This window comes from Rhizobacter sp., from assembly GCF_032229685.1.
Lineage (GTDB): Bacteria > Pseudomonadota > Gammaproteobacteria > Burkholderiales > Burkholderiaceae_C > LMDS01.
Window position 1 is genome coordinate 33,503 of sequence record NZ_JAVTWP010000001.1, and the last position, 19,534, is coordinate 53,036.

17 protein-coding genes are annotated in these 19,534 nt (G+C 68.7%); 8 read left to right on the top strand and 9 right to left on the bottom strand.

The genetic code is table 11. The annotated features are described in order from the left end of the window. Positions 1–15 precede the first annotated feature (15 nt). The 3 genes from AC30PD_RS00145 (at position 16) to AC30PD_RS00155 (ending at position 2,937) form a co-directional block, all read left to right on the top strand. Positions 16–456 carry an MAPEG family protein gene (locus AC30PD_RS00145; protein ID WP_489533599.1) on the top strand — a complete coding sequence of 147 codons (441 nt, stop codon included), beginning with the start codon at positions 16–18 and terminating at the stop codon, positions 454–456. A 447-nt stretch (positions 457–903) separates the two neighbouring features. After that, entirely contained in the window at positions 904–2,268 is a 1,365-nt protein-coding gene (locus AC30PD_RS00150) for a S41 family peptidase (protein WP_489533600.1), read from the top strand. A 186-nt stretch (positions 2,269–2,454) separates the two neighbouring features. Continuing rightward, positions 2,455–2,937, top strand: a complete 483-nt coding sequence (locus AC30PD_RS00155) for a GreA/GreB family elongation factor (RefSeq protein WP_489533601.1) — start codon at positions 2,455–2,457, stop codon at positions 2,935–2,937. Positions 2,938–3,144: 207 nt separating this feature from the next. On the opposite strand, the gene AC30PD_RS00160 is transcribed toward AC30PD_RS00155, so the two are convergent. Beyond that, the gene (locus tag AC30PD_RS00160) at positions 3,145–3,789 is read right to left on the bottom strand and encodes an RraA family protein (protein WP_489533602.1); all 645 of its coding nucleotides are present in this window, start codon (positions 3,787–3,789) and stop codon (positions 3,145–3,147) included. A gap of 77 nt (positions 3,790–3,866) precedes the next feature. Here AC30PD_RS00160 and AC30PD_RS00165 point away from each other — a divergent pair, with 77 nt between their 5' ends. The 5 genes from AC30PD_RS00165 (at position 3,867) to AC30PD_RS00185 (ending at position 10,504) form a co-directional block, all read left to right on the top strand. After that, entirely contained in the window at positions 3,867–4,421 is a 555-nt protein-coding gene (locus AC30PD_RS00165) for an ECF-type sigma factor (RefSeq protein WP_489533603.1), read from the top strand. A 103-nt stretch (positions 4,422–4,524) separates the two neighbouring features. Then, entirely contained in the window at positions 4,525–5,304 is a 780-nt protein-coding gene (locus tag AC30PD_RS00170) for a peptidoglycan-binding domain-containing protein (protein ID WP_489533604.1), read from the top strand. Positions 5,305–5,325: 21 nt separating this feature from the next. Further along, positions 5,326–8,172, top strand: a complete 2,847-nt coding sequence (locus tag AC30PD_RS00175; protein WP_489533605.1) for a protein kinase domain-containing protein — start codon at positions 5,326–5,328, stop codon at positions 8,170–8,172. A gap of 102 nt (positions 8,173–8,274) precedes the next feature. Then, positions 8,275–9,828: a hypothetical protein gene (locus AC30PD_RS00180; RefSeq protein WP_489533606.1), complete on the top strand. Its 1,554-nt coding sequence runs from the start codon at positions 8,275–8,277 to the stop codon at positions 9,826–9,828. 16 nt (positions 9,829–9,844) lie between these two features. After that, the gene (locus AC30PD_RS00185; RefSeq protein ID WP_489533607.1) at positions 9,845–10,504 is read left to right on the top strand and encodes a hypothetical protein; all 660 of its coding nucleotides are present in this window, start codon (positions 9,845–9,847) and stop codon (positions 10,502–10,504) included. 40 nt (positions 10,505–10,544) lie between these two features. On the opposite strand, the gene AC30PD_RS00190 is transcribed toward AC30PD_RS00185, so the two are convergent. The 8 genes from AC30PD_RS00190 to AC30PD_RS00225 all read right to left on the bottom strand — a co-directional run bounded on the left by AC30PD_RS00190 (position 10,545) and on the right by AC30PD_RS00225 (position 19,441). Then, positions 10,545–11,618, bottom strand: a complete 1,074-nt coding sequence (locus AC30PD_RS00190) for an alpha/beta fold hydrolase (RefSeq protein ID WP_489533608.1) — start codon at positions 11,616–11,618, stop codon at positions 10,545–10,547. Positions 11,619–11,728: 110 nt separating this feature from the next. Beyond that, positions 11,729–12,676 carry a LysR family transcriptional regulator gene (locus tag AC30PD_RS00195; protein WP_489533609.1) on the bottom strand — a complete coding sequence of 316 codons (948 nt, stop codon included), beginning with the start codon at positions 12,674–12,676 and terminating at the stop codon, positions 11,729–11,731. Between the two features lie 57 nt (positions 12,677–12,733). Beyond that, positions 12,734–13,900, bottom strand: coding sequence for a CaiB/BaiF CoA transferase family protein (locus AC30PD_RS00200; protein ID WP_489533610.1), 1,167 nt, complete (start codon positions 13,898–13,900; stop codon positions 12,734–12,736). A gap of 15 nt (positions 13,901–13,915) precedes the next feature. After that, positions 13,916–15,025, bottom strand: a complete 1,110-nt coding sequence (locus tag AC30PD_RS00205) for a zinc-binding dehydrogenase (RefSeq protein WP_489533611.1) — start codon at positions 15,023–15,025, stop codon at positions 13,916–13,918. Between the two features lie 13 nt (positions 15,026–15,038). Further along, positions 15,039–16,337, bottom strand: a complete 1,299-nt coding sequence (locus AC30PD_RS00210; RefSeq protein WP_489533612.1) for a TRAP transporter large permease — start codon at positions 16,335–16,337, stop codon at positions 15,039–15,041. After that, positions 16,334–16,861, bottom strand: a complete 528-nt coding sequence (locus AC30PD_RS00215) for a TRAP transporter small permease (protein WP_489533613.1) — start codon at positions 16,859–16,861, stop codon at positions 16,334–16,336. Before AC30PD_RS00215 ends, AC30PD_RS00210 begins: the two co-directional genes overlap by 4 nt. 14 nt (positions 16,862–16,875) lie before the next feature. Further along, the gene (locus tag AC30PD_RS00220) at positions 16,876–17,916 is read right to left on the bottom strand and encodes a TRAP transporter substrate-binding protein (protein ID WP_489533614.1); all 1,041 of its coding nucleotides are present in this window, start codon (positions 17,914–17,916) and stop codon (positions 16,876–16,878) included. A gap of 70 nt (positions 17,917–17,986) precedes the next feature. Next, positions 17,987–19,441 carry an aldehyde dehydrogenase family protein gene (locus AC30PD_RS00225; RefSeq protein ID WP_489533615.1) on the bottom strand — a complete coding sequence of 485 codons (1,455 nt, stop codon included), beginning with the start codon at positions 19,439–19,441 and terminating at the stop codon, positions 17,987–17,989. Positions 19,442–19,534 lie beyond the last annotated feature (93 nt).

Genomic DNA, 19,534 nt, shown 5'->3' on the forward strand with positions numbered 1-19,534 from the left:
ACCCTCGACAACCCCGTGTTCCAGATCTACGCCGTCGCTGCCTGCCTGGCGATCGTCAAGCTGATCGGCCACGGCTTCTACACCGTCTACCGCATGGTCCGCAGCGACGGCGGCTTCCTCAATCCCGAGGACCTTCGCAAGACCCCGTTCAATCCCAACCCTCGGTCAGAGCAGCTCGCGGCATTCGAGGACGTGGAGAGGGCCCGCCGGATGCACCGCAACGAGATCGAGAACACGCCCGCGTTCCTGGCGGCCGGTTTGCTGCTGGTGGCTGCGGCGCCCAGCGTGGTGTTCGCCTCGGTCACGATGTTTGGCTACCTGCTGGCGCGGCTGGCGCACAGCTACGCGTATGCGACACAACGCGATCACGAAGTGCGCGCCGCCTGTTTCACCCTTGGCGCCGCCTTCACGGTGGCGATGGTCGTGCATGTGCTGGTGAGCGTGTTGCAGCGCTGAACGGCGGTCAGCTGCGCACGGAGTGTTGACGGGCCACAGAGCTGGCCGCGTTGATCTGAAAAGACTCCGAAGGTTCACAAGTGGGCTCTGCGGGCTCAGGCTGCGTCGGCCAGAAGTACGGTTGAAAGGCGAACGCGCGAGCCCTGTTCAGCGTCCGCTCCCGAGAAGGGCAGCCGTGTTCGAGGTCTACTTCGAAGGTCCGGATTCAGCCTTCTGCCGCCGTGCCACGGCTGCAGATCCAGTCCACCGCAGGCAAGATCTCCCAAAGCCCGGCCGACCGGACTTCGCCTATGCTCGCGCGGACAACTCGTGCCTCGCTCGATGAACTGCACATCCAGCCACCTCCTTGCCGCTCCGGTGATGCTGCGCTTGCCCAGCGCGCGCAGTGCTTCGGGTTCTATGGCGCGCGCTCCCGTCTCGCGGTCTGGCCAAGCCGACGGCCTGCCGGTGCAACCACCTTCGATCATTGCGCAAACGCGGCGCTGGGTCGGGGCCGCGCTGGCCACCGTGGCGCTCGCCTCCGCTGCGGCGGCCGCACCGGCGCACACCGCTGCGGGCTGGCAAGCCGACTTCGACGCGCTGCTCGCGGGGCTGGCGAGCCACTATGCGAACTTCGAGGACCAGATCCGCGAGCGCCGGCTCGACCTGCCGGCTCTCGCCACACAACAGCGCCGGGCGCTCACCGATGCCAGCGATGACCAAGGGCGTCGCGCCGCGATTCAAGGCCTGCTGCGCCAGTTGCGCGACCCCCATGTCCGAATCGACTGGGCCCCGGCCGCCGACGATTCGCCGGGGCCGGTCTGCGCCGCAGGCGGCAACAGCGGACGCGAAGGCAGGCTGCAGTGGTCGCGTCTGCCGGGGTTCACACCACTGGCCCTCGACGCGGCGCGAATGTTCTCGGCCGGCCTGCTGCGCCAGCCCGACGGGCGGCGGCTGGGCATCGTGCGCCTGGGCCTGTTCGTCGAGAGCGCCTACCCTGCCGCCTGTGCCGAGGCGGCACGTGCACTGGGCCTGCCCCCGGATGCCCCTTGCGACGCCGCGTGCACGGAGCGTCGCGATGCGGCGGCCGCTCGTGCGCTCGACGCCGCGCTGGTGTCCACGGTGCGCGCGCTGCGCACTTCCGGCGCGGTGATGCTCGTGATCGACATCACCGACAACGGCGGCGGCTCGGACTGGAACGAGGCGGTCGCGCGGCGCTTGGCCGGGCCGCTGCGCTCGGCGCGCGTCGCGATGCTGAAGCACCCGGCGTGGCAGGAATGGGTCGACGAACGGCTGGGCAAGCTGGGCCCCGACGCGCCCGAGGCCGCCACGTGGCGCCGGCTGCGCGGGCAACTCGCGCAGACCTGCGATCTCTCGGCTGCGTGGTCAGACCGCGAGTTCGCTGAGGGCGCCCGGCCGCTGCCCTGCAGCCCATTGGTCCACGGTCACTTGCACACCCTCGGTACCAGCGAGCCTTGGGGGCCCGCGGTACCGCCCGGGATCAACCGACTGCCGCTGGCGCTGCTGATCAACGACGAAACACATTCGGCTGCCGAGCAGTTTGCCGCGCTGCTGCGGGACAACCGGAAGGCACGCCTGGTCGGCGGTGTGACGGCCGGGGCCGCTTGTGGCACCTTCACGTCCAGGGGCACCGGCTTCACCCTGGCGCACAGCGGCGCCCACGTGCACGTGCCCGATTGTGTGAGGCTGCGCGCCGACGGCACCAACGAGCGCCGCGGCATCGTGCCCGATGTCATGGTGCCCTGGGCGCCGTCGGACAGCCCGTGGCTGCGCACTTTGAAGGCAGCGCAGACCTTGGAGCGGATGCGCTGAGATCAGAGGCTGGTGCAACCCGAGAGCGGGGAGTGACATGGGCGAGCTCGACTGTCCGCCCTCAGTCTGCACCAGTCGGTACCGGCCTGTTTCTCAGTTGACCTGCAGCCAACGGATGCGTCGACAGCTGGTGAGGCCTCTGACAATCAAGACCCGACCCCGCTTGTTCGAGCCTCACCTTTCATCATGGATAAATCATTGCTTCAGCAGCAGGTGCTGGAACGGCTCGCCGAAGACCTGCTGCAAGCTGAACAGGCGGCGCGGGCAGCCCATGAAACTGCGACTCATGAAGAGAGCGTGTCCGAAAACAAGTACGACACATTGGGTCTCGAAGCTGCCTACCTGGCCACTGGGCAAGCTCGTCGCGCCGAGGCCATCCGCCAAGCGATGGCCAATTGGCGCCACTTCCGCCCCCGCCCCTACGATGCCAGCCAAGGAATACAGCTCGGCGCGCTGGTCTGCCTGGTCGATTCCGGCGGCAACCGACAACTGCTCTTCCTGGGCCCCGATGGAGGGAGTATGAAGTTGGTCAGCGGAGCTCAGCTCGTTCAGATCGTCAGCAGCGATGCCCCGTTGAGCAGGGCCATGCTGGGCAAACGCGAAGGTGATGAGGTGTCGATCCAGGTCGCTCAGATTCGACAGCACTTTGAGGTGCTGCGGGTTCACTGACGAGCACCCATCGCTCCGGTCGCCCTGCACGCGCATGGTCAACGCCCGCTTGTGAGAAAACGTCGCTCGCTGGCTTGCATCCGAACAGGTGCAATCAGTCTGGACCGGCCAAGCATCGAACTCAACCAAATGCCCGCAAGAATTCGGACCGTCGGAAACGCGGCTGATCCTTCAGCGACTTGAGCTGTCGCCAGCCCGAGCGCGACCCTAAAAGACCCGATACCGCAGGTACGCGGCCTGCGGGTCTTCGCCGGCACGGATGGCCCGCACCATGTCGCCCTCGGTCGCCATCTTGCGTTCGGCCGCAGCCACCACGGCCTCGACCTCGGCAGCGCCGATCAGGATGACGCCGTCGCGGTCGGCCAGCACGTGGTCGTCGGGCAAGACCTGCTGGCCGCCGATGGCCACCGGTTCTCCGAAGGCTTCGGCCCGCCAGGCGCACACGATGTCGATGGGTGTGGCGTACCGCGCGAACACCGGAAAGCCCAGGTCCGACACGGCCTGGATGTCGCGGCAGCCCCCGTCGACGATGTAGCCGCGCACCCCCTTCAGCTTCAGCGCCTCGGCCGACAGGCCACCGAACAGCGCACGCGTGTCGTCCTGCGGCTGGCACACCACCACGTGGCCGGCTGGCGCGCGTGAGAGCAGGCCCGCCCATTCGTAGAGCGAGGTGTGCTTGTCCAGCGTCGGGTCGGGCCGCCCGCGCACGGTGAACACCGGGCCGGCTGCTTTCATCGTGGGCTCGAGACCGACGATGCTGCGCGGCAGCACGCGCAGCGCCAGGCCCATGTCTTTCATCACGTCGTGGATCACCGAGCTGTGGCAGGCGTTCAGGCGGTCGGCAAGGGTCATGCAACATCTCCCGGGGCGATGCGCACGACTTTACTTCCTCACCCGCGGGGGCCTGCACGCCCCTGCATACTGCGCGCATGGCCGAACTGACTGAACTTCTTCATGCCGCAGCCCAGGGTTCGCCGGACGCCATTCCCCGGCTCTGCGAACTGCTCTATGCCGAGCTGCGCCAGATCGCGCACGCCAGGCTGCGCCACGGTGCCGGCAAGGTGGCGCTGAACACCACGGCGCTGGTCCACGAGTCTTACCTGCGGCTGATCAAGCTCGAGCAGTTGCGGGTTGAAGACCGCAGCCACTTCCTGGCCTACTCAGCGCGCGTGATGCGCTCGGTCGTGGTCGACCTGGTGCGCGAAAGCCGCGCCGAGCGCGCCGGAGGCGAGCTGGCCTGGGTGACGCTCGACACCGCCGCGCTCAACGCCGCGCCGGCGGCCGCAGGCGACGAGATCCTGCGGGTTCACGAGGCGCTGCAAGAGCTGGCCGCGATCGACGAGCGCCTGGTCCGCGTGGTCGAGATGCGTTACTTCGTGGGCCTCGAGATGGAAGAGATCGCCCAGGCGCTGGGCGTGGGCAAGCGCACCGTCGAGCGCGACTGGGAAAAGGCGCGGAGCTTTCTCTACGCGAACCTGAAGTAGCTCTTTTTGCGGCGGCCGTGGCGGGTTTCGCCGCGGCAACCCGTATGGCAAACCGAGGCCTGGCGCTCGTGCCATGGCCACTTGCGATTGCAAAGGGTTTGCCGTGGTCAACCACCATCTCGACACGCCGCTCGACGGCGTCTTGCTCCTGGGCTCTCGCGGCTCGCACGTGCGGCGGGTGCAATACCGGCTGAACGAGCTGGCACGCGCCAACCTGCCTGCCGACGGCGCCTTCGGGCTGCGCACGTTGCGGGCGGTGCGCGCCTGGCAGGTTCAGCAGCGCTTCGTGCCCCATGGCCGTGTGGACCAGCGAACCGCAGAATCGCTCGGCTTCTCCCGCTACGTGCAGCGCCAGCCCTACCGCGCGCCGCAAGTGCAGGCGCATGCGGTTCAGCGGGTGCCGCAGCTCCCCGGCGGCCCCCTGCGCGATCTGGTGCTCGAGACCATCCAGTCGGTGAACCTCATCTTCGGCACGGTGACCCGCGTGCTCGCGCCGCTGCAGTTGATGGCCGGCACGGTGTGGGCCGATGTGCAGCGCCTGCTGGCGTCGGCGCACATGAGAGCCCTGCAATCCCTCGATCAACTGGCACGCTGGGTCAACCCGAATGTCGAGGCGGTCGAGGCCACCTTGCGGCGCGTTGCCAGGGTCGTGGGCACGGCCCTGCGCACGGCGCTGGCCTGGATCGGCCGGTCCGCCGTCTTGCTGGCCCCGGCTCTGGCGACGCTGAGCACGCGGCTTTCTGCCTCGCTGGCGCAGATCTGGCGTGTGATCGGCGACGTGCTGGCGGGCGCGGGCGGGTCGGCGCGGCAGATCCTGGCCGCGGCCGAGCGCGTGATGCGCAAGCTCTCGCTGGCGCTGCCCGAGGCGCCGGCGCCGGGCTGACGCCGGCGCTATCCTCGCCCCGTGTCAGCCGCTGCCCGCCCTGTGACCCAGCTCAGCCGCGCGGAGTGGTCGCAGGTGATGCGCCTGCTCGACGACGCGCTCGAGCTGTCGCCAGCGCAGCGCACGCCGTGGCTGCAGGCCCTGGGGCCCGAGCACCGGCCGCTGCAGTCGGCGCTGCGCCAGTTGCTCGACGACCGCGCCGCCATCGAAACCGGCGACTTTCTCGACCAGCTGCCGGCCCTGCCCCCGCTGCCAGACACGAGTGCCGCGCCGGCGGTTCATGGCCACGCGCGCGGCGACCGCATCGGCCCCTATGAGCTGCTGCGCGAGCTGGGCCACGGTGGCATGGCCAGCGTGTGGCTGGCCGAGCGGGCCGACGGCGCGCTCAAGCGCGAGGTGGCGCTCAAGCTGCCCTACCTCGGCGCACGCGCGAAGGTGCTGGGCGAACGGTTCGAGCGCGAGCGCGACATCCTCTCGGCGCTGGCCCACCCGCACATCGCCTCGGTGCTCGATGCGGGCACCGACGGCCCGCAGCCCTGGCTCGCGATGGAGTACGTGGACGGCGCGCCGATCGATGCCCATTGCGCGACCCATCGGCTCGACACGCCCGCACGCCTGCGGCTTTTCGTGCAGACGCTGCGAGCGGTGCAGCATGCGCATGGCCAGCTCGTGATCCACCGCGACATCAAGCCCAGCAACGTGCTGGTCGACACCGGCGGGCAGGTCAAGCTGCTCGACTTCGGCGTGGCCAAGCTGATGAACGAGGGTGGCAGCACCCAGGAGACCGAGCTCACGCAGATCGGCGGGCGCGCGCTCACGCTGCAGTACGCCTCGCCCGAGCAGGTGGCCGGGCACCCGCTGGGCACGGCCAGCGACGTGTATTCGCTGGGGGTCCTGCTGTACCAGCTGCTGACGGGCGAGTTGCCTTACGCGCTGAAGCGCCCGACCGCCGCCGCGCTCGAAGAAGCCATCCTCCAGGCCCAGCTCCACAAGCCCAGCATGGCCACGGCCGACAAGAGCGTGCGCCGCGCGCTGCAAGGCGACCTCGACGTCATCGTGCTCAAGGCCATGGCCCTGGCGCCTGGTCGGCGTTACGGCTCGGCCGAAGCGTTTGCGCAAGACATCGAGAGGCACCTTCAGTCCCAGCCCATCCTCGCGCGGCCCGCCAGCGTGGGCTACGTTTTCGGGCGCTGGGCGCGCCGCCATGCGTGGGCGCTGTCGGCGGGCACGGCCCTGGTGGCGGTGCTGGTCACCGGCCTGGCCACCACCTTGTGGCAGGCCGAGCGCGCACGCGCCGAAGCACGCCGCGCAGAGGCCGTGCAGGCCTTTCTGGTGAAGGTGCTCTCGCTCAACAACCCCGAGCAGGCACGCGGCCGCGAGTTGACCGCCCGTGAGCTGCTCGACCAGAGCGCCGGACAGATCGACACCGACTTCGCGGGCCAGCCCGATGTGCAGGCGCGCCTGCACCACACGGTGGCACAGATCTACATCAGCCTGGGCGCCGTCGAAAAGGCCGGGCCGCACCTGGCGCAAGCGCTGCCGCTCTACGCCGCAGGCAGCCTGCGCGGCAGCGCGGGCCACGTGGAGGCGCTCTTCAACCAGAGCGAAGTGTTCGACGAGCTGCGCGACTACGCCGCCGAACGCGCCGCCATCGCGCAGGCCACCGAGCTCGCAGAAGCGAACTTCGGCCAGCCCAACCGCTGGTCGGGGCGCTTGCTCTCGGCGCTCTCGTGGGTATCGCAACAAGAAGGCGACCTGCCAGCCGCCCTGCGCCTGGCGCAGCAGGCCCTGGAGGTGCAGCGGCAGCTGAGCGGCCCGCAGTCCCCCGAAACGCTGCGCGTGCAAGGGGCGCTGGCGAACGCCTACCTGAACCAGGGAGAGCTGCTCCGCGCACGCGAACAGTTTGAAGCCATGTACGCGCTGGGGCGCGGGCTGGCGAACTACGAAACCACCGACTGGCTGGTGGACGGCTACAACCTGGCACGCGCGCACTACAACGTCGGTGACTACACACGCGCGCAGCAGGTGCTCGCCGAGGTGGTGCCACTGATCGACAGGCACCTCGGCCCGCAGCACGATCGCACGCTGATCGTCCATTCGCTGAACGCCCAGGTGCGCGCCGAGCTCGGGCAGGTGGAAGAAGGCCTGGCCGAGCAGCGCGCCAACTTCGCCAGCGCCCAGGCGCGCAGCAATGTCTACGACGAGGCCGCGGCCCTGCAGCAGGCCACGCTCGCCAAGCTGCTGATGACGGCCGGTCGCTTCGAAGAAGGCGTGCCGATGGCGCGCACGGCGCTGGCCTACTTCGACCGCAAGTACCCGCAGCCCAACACCGCCCGCGAACGGGTGCGCTGGGTGCTGGGCGGGCTGCAGCTCGGTGCCGGCCGCACACACGAAGGCACGGCCTTGCTGGAGGCCTCGCTGGCTGGCCTGGAGCGCATCGGCAAGACCACCAACGTCACGCCCGAAGGCCGCATCGCCCTGGCGGTCGCGCTGCGCCAGGTGACGAGCCTGCCCGTGGCCCAGGGGCACGCCGAGGCGGCCTGCGCGATGCTCACCGCAGAGTTGGGGCCGGCCTCGCCGCGCAGCCTGCGCTGCGAGGTGGTGGCAGCGTGGCTGAGCGCACTCGCTGCCGATGCGCCGATGCACGCCGCCGCGTTGCAGAAGTTCCGGGCTCTGCGCGATCGCCTGTCACCGCTGCTGCATCCCCGCAATGCGCTGCATGCCGAACTGCTGGTGGCCGAGTCTGAAATCGTGCGGCGCGATGCTGCACAGGCGAGCCTCGCCGACAAGCTCCTCAAGCAGGGCCAGGCGCGCTACGAGCAGTTGCTGGGGCAACCCCTGCCGGCACCGATGAACCTCATCCACTGAGGCGCGTTCAGAACATTTGCGTCGCGGTGGCGGACGGCGCCGTCGCACCGCGTATTCCCGGGCAAGCGCCACACGCGCGCCACCACCACGGGGAGTACGACCATGCAGACGCCGCTGACTTCAACACCCGACTTGCGCAGGCGCCGCCTCGCGCTGGCCTTTGCCGCTGCCGCTGCACTCACCACCGCCTGCGGAGGCGGCGGCAGCGAGTCGCCCGCGCCGAGCCCTGCGCCGGCTCCGCCGCCACCTGCTCCGCCACCGCCATCCCCACCGCCACCTTCTCCTCCGCCGCCGTCTCCGCCGCCACCCGCGCCGCCGCCACCACCGGCGCCCGACCTCACCTGGCAAGGCCCGCTGGCCCTGGCCAACAGCAACAACGACCTTCAGCTCGCCACCAATGCGGCCGGTGACGCGGTGGCGGTCTGGACCGCCGGGGCCGGCGGGCGCGACGGTGCGCGCGCCACGGTCTGGGCCAGCCGCTACGTGCCCGGCACGGGCTGGTCGGCCGCGACCGAGGTGTACGACGGCGCTGCGCAGCCCGCCGCCTCGAGCGCGCCGCAGGTTGCCATCGACGACGCGGGTGACGCCGTGCTCGCCTGGCGCAACGACACCGGCGGGCGCGACGACCGCTACAGCCTGTGGGCGCTCCGGGCCGCACGGCCCGGCAGCGGCAACCCCGCCTGGGGCCCGGCTGCCCAGGCCACTGCCGGCGGGCTGCCCGACCCCTATGCAGCCCCGGCGCTGGCCATGCTGCCTGCCGGCCAGGCGCTGCTGGCGTGGGTGGAACTGGTGCCCGCCCTGGGCGACCTGCCCGCCCAGCGCAACCTGATGCTGGCCGAAGGAGACGGCACCACCTGGCGGGCCACGCTCGTCGAGGCCGATTCGGGCGATGCCGAATCCCCTGCCCTTGCCACCGGCGCCGCAGGCCACGCCGCCGTCGCATGGAGCCAGATCGACGACATCGGCGAACGCCGCGTGCACGTGCGTCGCCGCAGCGTCGCCGGCGCCTGGGAGCCCACCGTCACCTTGTCGTCGGGCCTGAACGCGCTCGGCCAGACGGCCGACAACCCGTGCGTGGCGGTGGGCGCTGCCGGCGAGGCCGTGGTGATCTGGCGCCAGAGACAAGGCGTGGGCGGTGCGTATGACGTGTGGACGAGCCGCGCCGAGGTGACGGGGGCGTGGTCGGCCGGCCAGCGCATCAGCAGTGCCCGGTCGGCCAACCCGGCCGATCTCGATCTCGCGCTCGACGGTGCCGGCAACGCCACCGCGGTGTGGAGCCAGGGCGACGGCAGCGGCTACAGCCGCGTGTGGTCACAGCACTACCGCATCGGCGCCGGCGGCTGGGGCGCCAGCGACCTGCGCATCAACACCACGTCGTTGAGCCAGGCCTCGACCGCGCGCACCGTGATGGACGCGCAAGGCAAGGCCATCGCCGTGTGGGCCGAGAGCAGCGGCGGTGTGGCGCAGATCCTGGTGCGACGCCACGACCCCGCCGCGGGCTGGCTGGGTGCGCCGCAGCGTGTGGACAGCACCGCCGCCACCGATCTGATAAGCAGCGGCCCGTCCATCGGCGTCGACGCCGCCGGTCACGTCACGGTGGCGTGGATGCAGTCGCAAGGGGCCACTCTGAAGGCGTGGGTCAACCGCAGCCTTTGAACACACGAGCGCGCCCATGAAACGACACCTCGCCCTGTGGCTCGCCGCTGCATCCATCGGGATCCCGGCCCACGCGGCCGACAGCGCCTGCGCCCCGGTGCTCAAGGCGGTGCGCGCCGGCATGGCCCAGGCGCGCATTCACGCCGCCATCGACCATCCGCTCGACCCCGAGGCCGTGAAGATGGGCATGAAGCCCACGCTGATGCACAGCATCGTGATCGACAAGCTGCAGTACAGCAACGCGACCCGGCCCGGCTTCGGCCAGACGGCGCTCGACAGCCCCGAGATGCGAATGCTGGCCAGCGACCTCGCCGCCTTCGAGATCGACACCGGCTGCAAGGCGCTCGGCACGCAGACCGTGGCCGGCCGCCCCACGCTGGCCTATGCGATGAACACCGACCTCGGCCGCGGCGAGGTGCGCATCACGCTCTGGGTCGACAGCCGCAGCGGCCTGCCCGTGCGCGCCCTCACCGATGAACCCGACGTGGATGTCGACACCGTGTGGAAGCCTGGCAAGGGCAAGGAAGCGCGCGTCGACATCCGGCAGCGCCCCAACGGCAAGCGTCTGGTGGCCCGGCATGCCTACCTCTACGGCAACGACGTCAAGCCACCCGGCCCCGGCGGCGCCGTCGACCCGACCGCACTCTCCACGCTGCAGGCCCTGCTCAAGCCTTGATCAACGGCATGGGCCCGACACGGCGCGCGAGCACGACTGTCTACTTCCCCACTCTCGCCGCCCCGGCCAACAACTCCTGCAACTGCCCCTTCCAGAACTTCGCCATGCCGGTGGTGCCGTGCCCGCGCGTTTCTTCGCTGGCCGGAATGAGAAACAGCCGCCCGCCTTTGACGCGCTTGAGCTCACGCTCCATGATGCCCAGCTCGGGCGGGTTGCGTTCGTCGTCGGCCGAATTGATGGCGAGTAGCGTGGCCTGGATGCGCTCGAGGCCTGGCGCCGGGTTGTAGTCGTCTGACGAATCCCACTGGTACAAGAAGTCGTTGGCATCGGCGGTGAAGGGCGCGGCCATGCGCTCGGCCACCAGCTTGTCGGCCTGCACACGGGTGGGCGCAGCCTTGTAGTAAGCCTGCGAACCGCCGATGGTGGCCACGCCGAACCACACGTTGGCCACGCGGAAGCCGCGCGGCTGGGTCGTGTAGTTGCCGCCGTTCCATTCCGGGTCGTTGCGGATCGAATCGGTGAGCAGGCGCCGCATCATCCAGTTGCGGCCCGACATCTCGGTGGGCTGTGAGGCCATGGGCACCAGCACGTCCATGAAGCCCGGGTAGGTGGTGCCCCAGAGCCACGTGTGCATGCCACCCATCGAATTGCCGAGCACCAGGCGCAGGTGCCGCACGCCCAGGCCTTCGGTGACGAGGCGGTACTGCGCGAGCACCATGTCGTCGTAGTTGTACTTCGGGAACTTCGCGCGCAGGCCGTCTGAAGGTTTCGCCGATTTGCCGGCGCCGATGGCGTCGGGCAGGATGATGTAGTACTTGTTCGCGTCGAGCGGCTGGCCCGGGCCGAACAGCTCGCCGCCGAACGCCGGGCCCAGCATGCCGGTGCCCGAGCCGGCCGTGCCGTGCAGGATGAGCACCGGCTCGCCGGTGGGCGCACCGAGCGTGGTGTAGTGCAGGCGCAGTTCGGGCATCACCTCGCCGGTGTGAAACTTGAAGTCGCGTGCGACCCAGGTGCCGCTTTTTGGCGCGGGTGCATCGGCGGCTTGCGCCGGCACCAGCACGCAGGCCAGCATGAAGCTGGCAGCGAGGCGAACGAAGAATCGGGGCAGGGTCATGCGGGTCTCCAGAGTCGGATGGGGCGAAAGGTTCAGCACCTCGAGCCGACGACTCTAGCCTCGGGCCTGTGGCTTCGGGCCTGCCGCTAACCCTGCCACCGCCAGCGTGCTCAGCGCCGCGTGGTGCTGCGGCCCTCGGTCCACCAGCCCTTGCCCAGCTCCTGCTTGAGCAAAGTCTTCATGATCTCCTTCACGCGCCGCGCTGCGCGTGACAGTGGCCGCCCGGTGGTGTGCGCTATCGAGATCTTTCGGTCGATGGTGGGCTTGACGATGTGCGCGGTGACCAGTGCGCCGTCGGCAGGATCGTTCTGGATCGCCGCCAGCGAAAGGATCGTGTAGCACCCGGTGCGGCGCACCATCTCCTTGAGCTGCTCGGGCGCGTCGACCTCGGCCGTCACATGCAGGCCGATACCGACCTTGTCGAGTGCGCCCTCCACCACCAGGCGCAAGCCGTGTTCGCGCCCCGGCAGCACCATCGGCAAGCCGGCCAGGCGGCTCGCCATGACCTGCCCTTTCGAGTTGAGCAAATCGTCCAGATCGCGCTGCTCGCGCGCGGCGAGAAACAGGTCTTCGTCGAGCACCCATTCGAGGTCGAGCCCCGGCACACCCGACGTGGCATACACCAGACCAAAATCGATCGTGCCTTCCGGCAGCCACCGCGCGATGTGCCCCGACAGGCCCGACACCACGCGCAGCTGCACGTTCGGCAGCTCGTTCTGAACGGCCTGGATCAGGGGAACCGTCAGCAGCGAAGTGAGTGAGCCCGGAATGCCCACCGAGACGCGCCCGACCTCCGACGACTGGTGCACGCGCATGCTCGAGGCCGCGGCTTCGACCGCGTCGAGCACGGTGCGCGCGTGGACGAGAAAGTCGCGCCCCTCGGGCGTGAGGATGGCGCCGTCGAACCGGCGCTCGAAGAGCTGCACACAAAGCTCTTCTTCGAGCAGCTTGATCTGTGCGCTGACCGAAGGCTGCGAGATGTGCAGCACCTGCGCCGCCTGCAGGAACGAGCGCTGCTCGGCAATGGCCACGAAATACCTGAACTGCTTGAGGTTCACACCGATTGTCTCTGGACGCTGGGAATGCGCCGAAGTATCCGCCCCCGGCGGGCTGCCTCAGGCCAGCTTGTCGAGCTCGGCGAGGATCTCCTGCGTGTGTTCGCCCAGGCGTGGCGCGGGTCGGGTGAAGTGGCCGGGGCTGGCCGACAGTCGCGGCACGATGTTGTGCATCGGGATGCTGCCGAGCTCGCGGTCTTCGATCTCGACGATGGCCTGCCGGCCGGTCACGAAAGGATGCTCCATCAGGTCGGCCACCGAGCAGACCGGGCCGACCGTCACGCCCGCTTCTTCGAAGGCGTCGAGGTTGGCCTGCTGGCTGCGTGCGCCGATGTAGGCGCCAATGATCGCGTCGAGTTCTTCCCGGTGGGCCACACGGGCGTCGTTGGTGGCGAAGCGCGGGTCGCTCTTGAGTTCGGGCCGGCCGATGGTGTCGAGGATGCGCATCGCCATCGACTGCATCGAGCCCGACATGGCCACGAACTTGCCGTCACGGCATTCGTAGATGTTGCGCGGCGCGGTGTGCGTCGACTGGTTGCCCGAGCGCATGGTCGGCTCGCCGGTGATCTTGAATTTGGCGGCCTCCGAGGCGATCACCGAGAAGATCGGCTCGAAGAGCGACAGGTCGATGACCTGCCCGCGCCCTTCCCGCTCAGCCACGCGCAGCGCTGTCAACACACCGGCGGCGCCGTAGATGCCGGCAATCATGTCGGCCAGCGCGAGCGGGGGCAATACCGGCGGCCGGTCGGCGTAGCCGTTGAGGAAGGCAAACCCCGACATCGCCTCGACCAGCGTGCCAAAACCCGGCTTGTGGCTGAACGGCCCGGTCTGCCCCCAACCCGAGATGCGCACCACCACCAGCGCCGGGTTGAGTTCGAGCAACAGTGCCGGCGCCAGGCCCATGCGTTCCAGGCCGCCGGGCACGAAGTTCTCGATGAAGATCTGCGAATGCCGCACCAGCTTCCTGATCTGCTCCAGGCCCTGCGGTGACTTGAGGTCGAGCACCAGCGAGCGCTTGTTGCGACCGTAGACCTTCCAGTAGATGTCCTGGTCTTCTTCACGCCAGCTGCGCAGGTCGTCGCCGGCACCTTCGCGCTCGACCTTGATCACGTCGGCGCCGAAGTCGGCCAGGTAGACGCTCAGCATGTTGCCGGCGACGAGGCGCGACAGGTCGAGCACGCGCACGCCGTGCAGCGGACCCTTCGCGTCGGAGTCGAATCGTTGCATCGTCGTGCTCTCGGGTTAGACCAGGATCACCGGCTTGATCTCCTGCATCGTGCGCATGCGTTCCAGCGCGATGTTGACCTCGTCGAGCTTGTAGCGCCCGGTGATCATCTTCCCGAATGGAAAGTCGTCGAGATGGGTGGAGATGAAATCGAGTGCCAGCGAGTAGCTGCGCGCGTCGCCGGAAAAGGAGCCGATGACGTGGATGTTCTTCTTCACGATCAACGAGGGCGCGAACTCGGTCTTGCCTTCGCCCAGCTGGCCGACGATCAGGTAGCGCGCTCCCTTGCGGCACAAGTGCAGGCCTTCGACGAAGGCGGCGGGCACGCCGGTGAATTCGAGCACGACGTCGGCACCGCGACCACCGGTGTGCTGCTGCACGATCTCGAGCCGCTCCTGCGCCGTGGTGCCCTCCACCGATATGCACACATCGGCGCCGAACTCGCGCGCCAGTTCGAGGCGCGCTGCCGGCGCGCCGATCACGATCACCTTCCGCGCACCGCGCACCTTGGCGTTGGCGGTGGCGAGCAGGCCGAGCGGGCCGGCGCCCTGCACCACGACCACCTCGCTCGGGTCGATTTCGCCGAGTTGCGACATCGCGTTCATCACCGATCGCAGCGCGCAGCTCGACAGGCTGGCGAGTTCGTTCGGCACGTTGTCGGGCACCTTCAGACGCCCGGCCTGCGGCAGCACGTAGCCGTACTCCGAGAAGCCGCCCAACAGATAGGGCTCCCGCTCCATGTTCTCGTACATGTAGGCGCGCCGGTTCATGCACAGCGTGGGCTTGCGCGCGGTGGTGCAGAAGAAGCAGCTGCCACAGGCGGTGTGGGTGTAGAGCACACGATCGCCCACGCGCAGCGGGTTGCCCACCGAATCGCGGTCGGCCGCATACCCGAGCTGCAAGACCCGGCCCACCATTTCGTGGCCGATGATCACCGGCAGGTTGACGGTCAGCGACAGCGAGCCTTGCCACAGGTGCACGTCGGTGCCGCAGATCGAGCACGCCTCGATCTTGACCAGCGCGGCGCCGGTTTCAACCTGGCGCGGGATCGGCACGTTCTCGATCTGCAACGGTTCCTTGAACTTGCGCAGCACGGCGGCTCGTGAGAATTCTGGAAGGGTGGTCATGGAAATTCCGAGGTCAGAAGTAGCGATACCAGAGCGAGAGCTGGGGAACGTAGGTGATGGCAGCCATCACCAGCAGCGCCGCGACGAGGAACCAGCCGAGATATCGCAGCAGGCTCACCAGGTCGGCGCCGTTGGTGCGCGCTGCCACGTAGAGATTGGCAGCCATCGGCGGGGTCAGCAGGCCGAGCTCGATGTTGGTCACGAGGATGATCGCGAAGTGCACCGGGTCGATGCCGAACTTCGCTGCCGCCGGCGCAAGCAACGGCCCCATCAGCAGCGTGGCGGCATTGGTCTCCATGAACATGCCGATCAGCAGCAAGACCAGATTGACCACCAGCAGGAACACCAGCGCGCTGTCGGTGAACCCGGCCGCGTAGCCGGCGATGGACTGCGGCACCTGCTCCAGCACCATGGCACGGTTGAAGATGCTGGTGAAGCCGATGATCACCAGGATCGCTGCCGACGACAGCGCCGCACGTCCGAAGATGCCATTGAGCTCGGCAACCTTCGTCATGCGGCCGAGCACCGTCACCAGCAGTGCATAGAGCGCGGCCACCGCGGCAGCCTCGGTCGGCGTGAACACACCCGAGTAGATGCCGCCGAGCACCAGCACCGGCAACATCAGCGCCGGGATCGAGCGTGTGAGCACCGCAGCGACCGAGCGTCGAACCATCGCACCGTCGACCGTGGCATGGGTGGCGGCCTGCGCGGTGGCGGCGGTTTCCTGCCCACCGGGCAGCACACGGCGTGACATCCAGGCGTGCACCACGCCGAGGGCGATCATCATCACGATGCCCGGCATCACCGAGGCCAGGAAGAGCTGCGTGATCGAGACGCCGACGATCGAGCCGTACAGGATCAGCGGGATCGAAGGCGGGATCAGCACACCGAGCAGGCCGGCCGACGCGTTGAGTGCTGCGGTGTAGCCGCGCGGATAGCCGCGCAGCGACATCTCGCGGCCGACCGTGCCGCCGATGGCGGCCACGGTGGCCACCGACGACCCCGTGATGGCGCCCATCAGTGCGCTGGCCAGGATCATCACGTGGCCGAGCGGAGCCCGGACCCAGCCCAGCAGGATGTCGCACACGGCGGTGAGCTGTCGGATCAGGCCGCCGCGGTTCATCAGTTCCCCGCCGAGCAGGAACAACGGGATCGCGAGCAGCGGAAAGCTCGACACCGTGTCGTAGGGGATCGATGCCAGCGACGACAGGTCGATGTTCCAGGCCTCGGCGCGCACCATCACCAGCAGCGCGAAGGCCACCCCGACCGGCACGCCCAGCACCAGCAGGGCCAACAGGGCGAAGGCGATCATGCGAGCGACGCCTCGTCGATCGGCGGCTGGTCGCGCAGCACACGCCACAGTTCGATGGCGGCATGCAGCAGCATCAGCAGCATGCCCAACATCAGGAAGAACACCGGCACGTACACCGGCGTGCCCATGTCGAGCATGCGCTCACCCGACTGCCGCATGTCGGCGAAGAACAGCATGCCGATCCAGGCGTAGACCCCGGCGAAGACCAGCAGCGCCAGCGCGACGCCCCCGCGTGCGGCCCTGCGCAGCTGCACCTGCGGCAGCAGCTTGACCACGTCGACAGCGATGTGCGACTGCGCGCACGTGCACATCGCGGCGCCGACGAAGGTCAGCGGCGACATCGCGACGATCGCCCATTCAGCCACGTTCGGCAGCCCGAGATTGAAGTAGCGCACCGCCACGCTGACCGACACCGTCAGGAGCATCACGACCAGGCTCAGCACGCAGATCCAGCGTTCGACCTTGAAGACGCGGTGCTCGAAGGCGTCGAGCCCGCCGGCCGGCGAGGGCCCGGCGTGAAGCATCGGCGCGCCCTGGCTCACGGCTTGCGCAGCTTGGCGACTTCGTCGCGCAGTGCCTTGACGCGCTCTGCGCCGTAGATCGGGGCCAGCTTGTCCCACAGCGAGTCGCCGACGCGCTGGAACTCGGCCATCGCTTCGGGCGTGGGCACGGTGACGCGCACGCCGCCTTCGCCGATCTTCTTGAGGAAGGACGCGTTCAGTTCACGGTTCTTCTGGATCTGGCGTGCCGAGACTTCGGCGGCGGTGTCCTGCAGGATCTTCTTCTGCTCGGCGCTCAGCCGGCCCCACAGTCGTTCGCTGGCGGTGATCGCGCCCATGGCGTACACGTGGTTGGTGGTGGTCATGAACTTCTGCGCTTCGAACAGGCGCGAGTTGAAGGTGATGCTCGCACCGTTGTCCTGGCCGTCGACCGTGCCCTGTTGCAGGGCCGTGAACAGCTCCGGGAACGGCATGGCCACCGCCTGCGCACCCGCCGCTTCGAAGAAGCCCTTGATGCCGGCCGAACCGGGCACCCGCAGCTTCAGGCCCTTGAGATCGGCGACCTTCTCGACCGCCTGCTTCGAGTTGGTGACGGCACGGAACTCGAGCTCGAAGAAGCCCAGGGCCTGCATCTTGTGCTTGTTGAGCGTGCTTCGCAGCGTCGTCTGCAACACGCCTTGCGGGTTGTAGAAGATCGCGTCGGCTTCCTTGAAGCTGGTCACGATGTAGGGCAGGTAGTGAATGTCGAACAGCGGGTCGAGGCCGGCCAGGGAGCCGGGGTTCAGAAAGGCGAGTTCGATCGAGCCACGCGACAACTCGCGCGCCAGCGCCTCGTCGCCACCGAGCTGGCTGTTCGGGAACAGGGCGATCGTGATCTCGCCCTTCGTGCGTTCGGACACCAGCCGCGCGAAGTCTTTGCTGGCCTCGTCGACCGGGCTGTTGATGGCGAACACGTGGCCGAGGCGGATCTTCATCTCCGCTGCACCGGCGCCGGCAGCGCCGAGCGTGGCGAGGGCCGCGACGGCCAGGGTGGCGAGAGCGCGGCGGGCCCCGCGCAAGAGTGTTGCGTTCTTCTTCATGTCTGTCTCCATGGGGTTGTCGATCGTGATTCGGCAGCGGCCCACGGCCGCCGCCACCGGCTGTTCCGGATCAGCCGTGGTTCAGGACGATGGTCTTGGCCACCGTGTATTCGCGCAGTGCCTCGAAGCCTTTTTCGCGCCCGTGGCCGCTGCGCTTGAAGCCGCCGAACGGCAGCTCGATGCCGCCGCCAGCGCCGTAGCCGTTCACGTACACCTGGCCCACGCGCAGCTTCTTGGCCACCCGGATCTGACGCGCACCGTTGACCGTCCACACGCCCGCGATGAGGCCGTATTCGGTGCCGTTGGCGATGCGCACCGCATCGTTTTCGTCGTCGAACGGAATCACCACGAGCACCGGCCCGAAGACTTCTTCGTAAGCGAGCTCGTGGTCGAGCGGCACCGGCCCGAGCAGCGTCGGCTTGACGAAGAAGCCGCCCTGGGCCGAGCGCTCGTCGAGCCGGCCTTCGCCGAGGACCGGGATGCCGTCCTTGCGGGCACGCTCCAGAAAGCCCACCACGCGTTCGTGCTGGACCTTGCTGATCACCGGGCCGCAGTCGAGATCGGCCTCGTGCGGCCCGACCCGCACGGCGTTCATGCGCGCAGCCAGTGCACCCACCACCTTGTCGTAGATCGAGCGCTGAACCAGCACGCGGCTGCCGGCCGAACAGGTCTGGCCGGCGTTCTGGATGATCGCGTTGATGACGACCGGCAGCGCCTTCTCGAGGTCGGCGTCCTCGAACACCAGCTGCGGCGACTTTCCGCCCAGCTCCAGCACACACGGCACATGGTTCTCGGCCGCCGAGCGCTGGATCAGCGTGCCCACTTCAGGCGAGCCGGTGAACGACAGGAAGTCGAGGCCCTTGTGGCTGGAGAGTGCCGCGCCCGCCTCTTCGCCATAGCCCGTGACCAGGTTGATGGTGCCGGCGGGGAACCCGATCTCGGCAGCGATCTGGGTCAGGCGCACGATGCTCAGGCAGGCTTCCTCGGCCGGCTTGAGCACGGTCGCATTGCCGGTCGCCAGGGCCGCGCCCAAGGTGCGGCCGAACATCTGCGCGGGGTAGTTCCAGGGAATGATGTGCCCCGTCACACCACGCGGCTCGCGCACGATCATGACTTGGTAGCCGTCGAGGAAGGGAATGGTGTCGCCGTGCACCTTGTCGGCGGCGCCGCCGTAGTACTCGAAGTAACGCGCGGTGGCGATGATGTCGTTGCGCGCCAGCTTCAGCGGCTTGCCGGTGTCGTTGGCCTCGAGTTGCGCCAGTTCCTCCTGGTGGGCCAGGATCGCCAGGCCCAGCCGCGACAGCAGCCGACCACGCTCGGTGGCGGTGGTGCGACCCCACTCGCCCTCGAAGGCGCGGCGCGCCGCGGCCACGGCCGCATCGATGTCCTGCGCGTTGCCGCGTGCGATCTGGCCGACCACGTGGCCGTCGCTCGGGCAGACCATCTCGATGGACTGGTTGGACGCGGGGCGCACCCATTGGCCGTCGATGAAGTTCAAGGCAGGAAGGTCGGTCGTGAAAGGCATGTCGCGGGTCTCGTGGCGGTGGTGGTCAACTGGCCGCGAAGCCTACAAGCGACGTCGCACGAGCAATAAATACTATTTTTCTGGAGCGGCTCA

Coding starts and splice junctions, on each gene's coding strand:
- AC30PD_RS00225 (WP_489533615.1), bottom strand. CDS start 19,441: ATGCCTTTCACGACCGACCTTCCTGCCTTGAACTTCATCGACGGCCAA.
- AC30PD_RS00220 (WP_489533614.1), bottom strand. CDS start 17,916: ATGAAGAAGAACGCAACACTCTTGCGCGGGGCCCGCCGCGCTCTCGCC.
- AC30PD_RS00185 (WP_489533607.1), top strand. CDS start 9,845: ATGAAACGACACCTCGCCCTGTGGCTCGCCGCTGCATCCATCGGGATC.
- AC30PD_RS00155 (WP_489533601.1), top strand. CDS start 2,455: ATGGATAAATCATTGCTTCAGCAGCAGGTGCTGGAACGGCTCGCCGAA.
- AC30PD_RS00190 (WP_489533608.1), bottom strand. CDS start 11,618: ATGACCCTGCCCCGATTCTTCGTTCGCCTCGCTGCCAGCTTCATGCTG.
- AC30PD_RS00215 (WP_489533613.1), bottom strand. CDS start 16,861: ATGCTTCACGCCGGGCCCTCGCCGGCCGGCGGGCTCGACGCCTTCGAG.
- AC30PD_RS00160 (WP_489533602.1), bottom strand. CDS start 3,789: ATGACCCTTGCCGACCGCCTGAACGCCTGCCACAGCTCGGTGATCCAC.
- AC30PD_RS00200 (WP_489533610.1), bottom strand. CDS start 13,900: ATGCAACGATTCGACTCCGACGCGAAGGGTCCGCTGCACGGCGTGCGC.
- AC30PD_RS00205 (WP_489533611.1), bottom strand. CDS start 15,025: ATGACCACCCTTCCAGAATTCTCACGAGCCGCCGTGCTGCGCAAGTTC.
- AC30PD_RS00180 (WP_489533606.1), top strand. CDS start 8,275: ATGCAGACGCCGCTGACTTCAACACCCGACTTGCGCAGGCGCCGCCTC.
- AC30PD_RS00210 (WP_489533612.1), bottom strand. CDS start 16,337: ATGATCGCCTTCGCCCTGTTGGCCCTGCTGGTGCTGGGCGTGCCGGTC.
- AC30PD_RS00165 (WP_489533603.1), top strand. CDS start 3,867: ATGGCCGAACTGACTGAACTTCTTCATGCCGCAGCCCAGGGTTCGCCG.